The 7,092-nt window shown below is 63.0% G+C and carries 9 protein-coding genes; 8 read left to right on the top strand and 1 reads right to left on the bottom strand.

Annotation, left to right across the window (positions count from 1 at the left end; all coding sequences use genetic code 11):
* The first annotated feature begins 250 nt into the window (after window positions 1–250).
* The 6 genes from ACE3UY_RS19520 (at window position 251) to ACE3UY_RS19495 (ending at window position 5,975) form a co-directional block, all read left to right on the top strand.
* Window positions 251–2,092, top strand: a complete 1,842-nt coding sequence (locus ACE3UY_RS19520; protein ID WP_374689152.1) for an SDR family NAD(P)-dependent oxidoreductase — start codon at window positions 251–253, stop codon at window positions 2,090–2,092.
* A gap of 109 nt (window positions 2,093–2,201) precedes the next feature.
* A complete protein-coding gene (locus tag ACE3UY_RS19515; RefSeq protein ID WP_374689151.1) occupies window positions 2,202–2,831 on the top strand; it encodes a GyrI-like domain-containing protein in 630 nt (209 codons plus the stop codon).
* Between the two features lie 130 nt (window positions 2,832–2,961).
* A complete protein-coding gene (locus tag ACE3UY_RS19510; protein ID WP_374689150.1) occupies window positions 2,962–3,225 on the top strand; it encodes a UPF0175 family protein in 264 nt (87 codons plus the stop codon).
* Window positions 3,222–3,680, top strand: coding sequence for a DUF3368 domain-containing protein (locus ACE3UY_RS19505; protein WP_374689149.1), 459 nt, complete (start codon window positions 3,222–3,224; stop codon window positions 3,678–3,680). Before ACE3UY_RS19510 ends, ACE3UY_RS19505 begins: the two co-directional genes overlap by 4 nt.
* Entirely contained in the window at window positions 3,673–4,179 is a 507-nt protein-coding gene (locus ACE3UY_RS19500) for a DinB family protein (protein WP_374689148.1), read from the top strand. The genes ACE3UY_RS19505 and ACE3UY_RS19500 overlap by 8 nt, the downstream gene beginning before the upstream one ends.
* A 2-nt stretch (window positions 4,180–4,181) precedes the next feature.
* Window positions 4,182–5,975: an ABC transporter ATP-binding protein gene (locus tag ACE3UY_RS19495; RefSeq protein WP_374689147.1), complete on the top strand. Its 1,794-nt coding sequence runs from the start codon at window positions 4,182–4,184 to the stop codon at window positions 5,973–5,975.
* Window positions 5,976–6,088: 113 nt separating this feature from the next.
* On the opposite strand, the gene ACE3UY_RS19490 is transcribed toward ACE3UY_RS19495, so the two are convergent.
* Window positions 6,089–6,490, bottom strand: a complete 402-nt coding sequence (locus ACE3UY_RS19490; RefSeq protein ID WP_374689146.1) for a SaoD/DsrE family protein — start codon at window positions 6,488–6,490, stop codon at window positions 6,089–6,091.
* Between the two features lie 50 nt (window positions 6,491–6,540).
* Between ACE3UY_RS19490 and ACE3UY_RS19485 the strand changes: the two genes are divergently transcribed.
* Both ACE3UY_RS19485 and ACE3UY_RS19480 read left to right on the top strand, forming a co-directional pair.
* Window positions 6,541–6,849, top strand: coding sequence for a type II toxin-antitoxin system RelE/ParE family toxin (locus ACE3UY_RS19485; protein ID WP_374689145.1), 309 nt, complete (start codon window positions 6,541–6,543; stop codon window positions 6,847–6,849).
* Window positions 6,850–6,859: 10 nt separating this feature from the next.
* Window positions 6,860–7,092, top strand: a 233-nt coding sequence (locus tag ACE3UY_RS19480) for a HigA family addiction module antitoxin (protein WP_374689144.1), incomplete at its 3' end; no start/stop codon positions are given.

Genomic DNA, 7,092 nt, shown 5'->3' with positions numbered 1-7,092 from the left:
GGGTTTCCTCTTTTTGGGTGGGGTGGGGCGGGGGGGGGGGGGGGGGGGGGTGGGGGGGGTTGAACCCCCGGCCCTTCCTGGGGTTGGTGTACCGGGGGGGTCGGGTGGGGGTGGGGCCCCCGGCCCGGGCGGGGGGCTCCCTCACAACCCCACCGGGGGCCGGGGGGGGGGGGGCGGGGGGGCGCGGGGTTGAACACAACCCCCCGTGGTACCCCGCCCCCCCGCTCCCCTGCGCCTAAACGGGAGAAACATGACAGAGGAACTACGCTTTGACGGACGAGTCGCCATCGTGACCGGGGCCGGCGGCGGGCTGGGGCGGGCCTACGCCCTGCTGCTGGCGGCGCGGGGCGCGCAGGTGGTCGTCAACGACCTGGGCGGCAGTATGCATGGCGAGGGCGCAACCACGGCCGCCGCCGACCGTGTCGTCGAGGAGATTCGCGCCGCCGGCGGCCAGGCCGTAGCCAACTACGACTCGGTCGAGGACGGCCCGCGCATCGTCCAGACCGCGCTGGATCACTTCGGCCGCCTTGACATCGTCATCAACAACGCCGGCATCCTCCGGGACACCAGCTTCCACAAGATGACTGAGGCCGACTGGGAAAAGATCTACCGCGTCCACCTCTACGGCGGCTTCCGCGTCACCCACGCCGCCTGGCCCCACCTGCGCGAGCAGGGCTACGGCCGCGTCATCATGACCAGTTCGGCCGCCGGCCTCTACGGCAACTTCGGCCAGGCCAACTACAGCAGCGCCAAGCTCGGCCTGCTGGGTCTGGCCCAGACATTGGCCGCCGAGGGGCAGAAGCGCAACGTCCTGGTCAACACCATCGCCCCGCTGGCCGGCTCGCGCCTGACCGAGACCATCCTGCCGCCTGACCTGGTGGCGGCGCTGAAGCCGGAGTACGTCGCCCCGCTGGTCGCCTGGCTGTGCCACGAACGGAACACGGCCACCGGCCAGACGTTCGAGGTTGGCGCGGGCTGGGTGTCGCGCGTGCGCTGGCAGAGGGCGCAGGGCGCGTTCTTCCCGCTGGGCGAGAACCTGACGCCGGAGGCTATCGCCGCGCAGTGGGACACCGTGCAGGACTTCACCGACCCGGCCTACCCGACCAGCCCGATGGATTCGTTTGCGCCGGTGGTGGGGAATTTGCAGAAGAGCGGGGGGGCAGAGGAGCGGGGGAGCAGGGGGGAAGAAACGCCCTCCCGCTCCCCCGCTCCCGCGCCCCCCACCGCTGACGGCCCGCAAGCAGCCATTGGCCACGAGTTCGAGCCGAAGACGCAGCGCTACGACGAGCGCGACCTGAGCCTCTACGCCCTGGCCGTGGGCGCGGCGGCCGACCCGCTGGATAAGCTGGAACTGCCCTTCGTCTATGAGTTGAGCGGCGACGGCTTCCGGGCGCTGCCGACCTACGCCGTCACCTTCCCCTTCTCGCTGCTGTGGCAGATCACCAGCGTGCCGGGGCTGCGCTTTAACCCGGCGCTGCTGTTGCATGGCGAACAGTACCTTGAGGTGAAGCGCCCACTGCCCCTGAAGGCGACCGTCACCAACCGGGCGCGCATCAGCCACATCTACGACAAGGGTTCCGGCGCGCTGGTGCTGCTCGACGTGAACACGTTTGACGAGGCGGGCGAGGAACTGGCCTTCAACCAGGTGTCGCTGTTCATCCGCGGCATCGGCGGCTTCGGCGGGGAGCGCGGGCCGTCGGCCGCCGCCAACCCGCTGCCCGACCGCGCCCCGGACGCCGTCCACCGCGACAAGACGACCGACAACCAGGCGCTGCTCTACCGGCTGTCGTCGGGCGACCGCAACCCGCTGCATGCCGACCCGGCCTTCGCCGCGGCCGGCGGCTTCGACCGGCCCATCCTGCATGGGCTGTGCACCTTTGGCTTTGCCGGGCGGGCGGTGCTGCGCCACTTCGCCGGCGGCGACCCGGCGCGCTTCCGCAGCATCCGGGCGCGCTTCACGAAACACGTCTTCCCCGGCGAGACGATCGTGACTGAAATGTGGCAAGACGGCGTGCGCGTCTTCTTCCAGAGCAAAGTGGCCGAGCGGGACGAGGTGGTGCTGTCCCACGGCGTCGTGGAGTTGGTGGGATAAGAGCTCACGCAAAGAGCGCAAAGAAAACCAAGAACGCAAAGGAAAGATCTCTTTGCGTGCTTTGCTTCTTGGCGCTCTTTGCGTGAGCCTCTTCTCTTCAGAGGAGATCATGGAAAAGCTAGACCTGCGGAAACAGTACAAGCGTCTGTATAGCCCGTCGGCAAAGAAGGTGGAGCTGGTGGATGTGCCGCCGCTGCAATTCGCGATGATCGACGGCGTGATCCCGGCGGGCCAAGGGGTAGGCGAGTCGGCCGAGTTCAGCGAGGCGCTCAACGCGCTCTACGGCATCAGCTACACCCTGAAGTTCATGTTCAAGAAGCGGGATGACAACCCTATCGACTACCCGGTCATGGCCCTCGAAGGGTTGTGGGGAACCGAGTCGGGCATGTTCGACCCCACCCGGCGCGAGACCTGGCTCTTCACGGCGATGATCATGCAGCCGGACATCATCACCCCGGAGATTTTCGCCGAGGGCATAGCCAAGGCGCGCCTGAGAAAGCCCAGCCCCGCCTTTGACCGGCTGCGGCTGGAGACGTTCCACGAAGGGCCGTCCATACAGGTCATGCACGTCGGCCCCTATGCCACGGAGCCGGAGACGATAGCGCGGATGGACGCCTTCGCCGCGGAGCATGGCTACACCCTACACGGCCGCCACCACGAGATCTACATGGGCGACCCGCGCCGCGCCGCGCCGGAGAAGTTGAAGACGGTGTTGCGACACCCGGTTCTAGCCGCTTAGGTGGGGCAACCCTGCCTTGTGGCTTATGATACAATTCATGTGCTGCCGGCTGCGCAGCACGTAAGCTTTGCCTCGCAATGGCCGAGAGCTTGCAAAGGCATAGGGTCATGCAAAGCTGAAGGATGTGGCTATGAACCAAATCGTTTTAGAACTCGAAGAAGAGCTATTGGGTTCGCTGGAGGCGTCTGGTCAATCCCCTCAACAGGCCATTCGTGAAGTCTTGATACTGGAACTGTATCGGCGTGGCCGCATTTCCAGTGGCAAAGCGGCGGAGTTGCTGGGCAAATCGCGCTTCGACTTCATACGTTATGCATCGAAATTAGGGATAGCCTTCTTCGATCTGTCTGAAGAGGAGTGGGCTGCCGAAGAAAGGGCCGTTGAACAACTTTCATGACAGAGCCGGTCTCCAACGCTAGTCCATTGATCGCCTTACAACAGATCGGACAGTTACACATTCTTCACTTACTCTTCGGTGAGGTTCTGATCCCCGATGCTGTAAGACATGAAATCGCTCCTTCAGTAGCGCTACCGGAGTGGGTGCATACTCAAGCCCTGGCGTACCCCATCGATCGAGTGGTTCAGGAAGCGGCACTTGGTCGCGGTGAAACCGAGGCCATAAGTTTGTCATTGGAATTGGGGAACCGTTTACTTATTCTCGATGAGCGAGCGGGGAGACGCCTGGCAAAACGCCTGGGTCTGTCGGCCATAGGGACTCTCGGTGTGCTACTGGCCGCCAAAAAGCGCGGTCACATTCAAGAGTTGAAGCCGCATTTGGAAGCATTGCAAAGGCATGACTTCCGAATCTCGCGTGACCTGCATCGATCGGTTCTACAATCGGCCAATGAATAGCGAAACTATTCTTCTCCTCTTCGACTACAACTACTGGGCCAACGCCCGCATTCTAGATGCAGCGGCCGGGTTGACCGCGGAACAGTATGCATCCACCGTGCCGGGGCTGGGCCACGGCGGCCTGCGAGGTACGCTCGTCCACATGCTGTCCGCCGAATTCATCTGGCGGCAGCGCTGCCTGGAGGGCGTGTCGCCGCCGGCGCTGCTCTGGGAGGCCGACTTTCCCACGCTTGTGGCGCTGCGAGAGCGTTGGGCCGAAGAGGAGCGGCTCATGCGCGCCGGGCTGGCGCGACTGACAGAGAAAGCCCTGGCCGGACGAATCGCCTACCGGACGACCGACGGCCGGGCCATGGAGGACACGCGCTGGCAGCTGCTCGTCCACGTCGTGAACCACGGCACGCAGCACCGGGCGGAAGTGGCGATGGCGTTGACGGCGCTGGGACATTCGCCGGGCGACCTGGACTTGATCATCTACCTGCGACAGAGCGCATCAGGCTGACCATGCAGATCCTTTGGCGCTACCTTCGCCCGCTGCGGTGGCAAGTTAGCCTCTCTCTGTTGTTAGCGGGCATCGCTCAGATATTGGAACTGGTCGATCCGCTCATTCTGGGCCGGATCATCGATCAGTATGCGCTCAATCCCAACAGCCGGCCGGAGGGAGAACTGGTTCGCGGGGCCCTCGGCTGGCTGTTGGTGGCCGTCGCGGTGGCGATGGGGGCGCGACTGGCTAAAACCTTTCAGGATTACGTCTTGACCTACGTCGTCCAGTCGTCGGGCAAACAGCTATTCGACGACGGCTTGCGCCAGACCCTCCGGCTGTCATTCCAGGAATATGAAGAGAGCAGCAGCGGCGAGACGGTAGCCACGCTGCAAAAAGTGCGAGCCGACACCGAGCGCTTTATCAACGCCGCGGTCAACATCCTCTTCTCCACCATCGTCGGCATGGGCTTTCTCATCTGGTATGCCATCACCAAGCACTGGTTGCTGATCCCGGTCTTTGTCGTGGGGGTGCTGGTGCTGGGTGGGTTGACCGGCTTGCTCAGCCAGCGCATCAAGACGACACAGCGGGCTATTGTGCGCGAGACGCGCCGCATGTACGGCACGATGACCGAGTCGCTGCGCAACATCGAACTGGTCAAGAGCCTGGGCCTCACCTTCCCGGAGATTCGACGACTGCAAGCGTATACGCAGCGGATACTGGAGTTAGAACTGGAGAAGGTGCGGCGCGTCCGCACGCTGTCATTTATTCAGGGCAGCATCATCAACGTCCTGAAACAGTCGATCCTCTTCATCCTGTTGTGGCTCATCTTTCGCAACGTGCTGTCGGCGGGCGAACTGGTGTCGCTACAGGTCATCCTCAATACCATCTTCGGCCCGTTGCAGCAGATGGGCAGCTTTATTCTGCAATATCGCGAGGCGGAAGCCTCCCTGCAACTGTTCGACCAGCTCATGCAGAAACCGATTGAGCGACGACCGGAAGAGCCGGTCGAGATCGGCGCGCTGGAAAGCCTACGTTTCGAGAACGTCGTCTTTCGCCACCGCACCGCGGTGGCCAACGCCATCGACGACATCACATTCCGGGCGAAACTGGGCGACACCATCGCCTTTGTCGGGCCGTCCGGCTCCGGGAAGTCGACGCTGGTCAAGTTGTTGGTCGGACTATACAGGCCCGTTAGCGGCGTGATCTCCATCGACGACGTGCCGATCAATGAGCTTCGCTTCAACCGCGTTCGCCGCCAGATCGGCATTGTCACCCAGGACCCGCAACTGTTCTCCGGCGCCATTCGCGAGAATCTCCAGTTCGTCAAACCCGACGCGACGGATGAGGAGATGCTGGATGTCCTGCAGAAGGCATCGGCCATGCAGATTCTGGAACGGTCGCCCAACGAGTTGGATTCCCGCCTGGGCGAGGGAGGGACGCGGGTATCGGGCGGCGAGCGCCAGCGTATCTCCATCGCGCGCGCCCTGCTGCGCGACCCGCGCCTGCTCATCTTCGACGAGGCCACGTCGGCGCTGGACTCGTTGACGGAACAGGGCATCACCGACGTCATTCGCCAACTCTCGGCCGGCCATGGCCGCATCGTCATCCTCATCGCTCACCGGCTCAGCACCATCGCCCATGCCGATACCATCTACGTGCTGGAGAAGGGGCGCATTGTGGAGATAGGGACGCACGAGGAGCTATTGACCCAGCTGGGCCTGTACTACGCGATGTGGCGGCAGCAGATCGGCGAGCGCGACCCGAATGATTTCCAGCCAGAGGGGGTGCAGCGGACAGTAGAGCTTGTTGACTAGGCAGATTAAGAAGAGCTTACGCAAAGAGCGCTTAGTTCGCCAAGAACGCCAAAAAAAACCTTCTTTTGCGTTCTTGGCGTCCTTTGCGCTCTTTGCGCGAGCTCTTTTCGCCTCTACAAAGTAATCACCTGGTCGGGCATATTCCCCGCCAGCGCCGCGTAGAGGTCGGGAAAGCAGCCGACCTGCACGCCGGCCACCACGCCCGTCACGGCGATCTCGCCCGGCGTCGTCCGGCCCAGGCCGTCGGCGTCGCACCAGCGCGGTTCGCCCGCGGCCAGCCCCCGCTCCAGCGCGCACATGTCGCACATCATGAGCAGGATGCCCTGCTCGGCGGCAACCTTCGCCAACCGCTCGCCGATGGGATCGCCCTGGCGCAGGACGAAGGTGTTGTCGTCGAAGAAGAACATGCCGGCGACCTCAACGCCGTGCGTCCCGGCTTCGAGTTGAGGCAGGATCATGCGGCCGAGCTTGTAGCTGGCGGAACGGGGGAGGGCAAAGACGTAAGCAACCTTCATGAATATTCTCCTCGCTTGTTATAGCATGGCATCCGTGCTATTATGCTATTGTGATTCGCTCGTATAAGCAAGCGGCTGCGGAAGATATCTTCAACGGTGTCAACTCGAAAGCAGCCCGCCGCGCTTGCCCGCAATCACTCTGGCGCATCGCAGTTCGGAAGCTAGATCAGCTGGATTCAGTAAGTTCTCTTGACGAATCACGCATACCGCCCGGCAACCGACTCGAAGCGCTTAGCGGCGACAGAGCCGGGCAATTTAGTATTCGGATTAACGAACAATACCGCATCTGTTTTGTATGGCAAGAGGATGGCCCAGCTGAGGTCGAAATCGTTGACTACCATTATCTAAGCGAGAAGTAAAGGAGTTCCTATGGTCCGCGTGCCGACCCACCGTCCGCCAACCCACCCTGGGGAAATGCTCGTGGAGGAGTTTCTCACGCCGATGGGTCTGACGCAGCGCGAGCTTGCCGACGCCATCCACGTACCCTACCAGCGCGTAAACGAGATCGTCAACGGCCGCCGCGGCATCACACCGGCAACCGCGCTGCGTCTGGCGAAGTTCTTCGGGATGTCGGCCGGGTTCTGGATGAATCTTCAGTTGCG

Source organism: Promineifilum sp. (SeqCode) (assembly GCF_041918635.1).
Lineage (GTDB): Bacteria > Chloroflexota > Anaerolineae > Promineifilales > Promineifilaceae > Promineifilum.
Note: the sequence above shows the minus strand (reverse complement) of the source record. Positions and strands in the feature narration are given on the sequence as shown.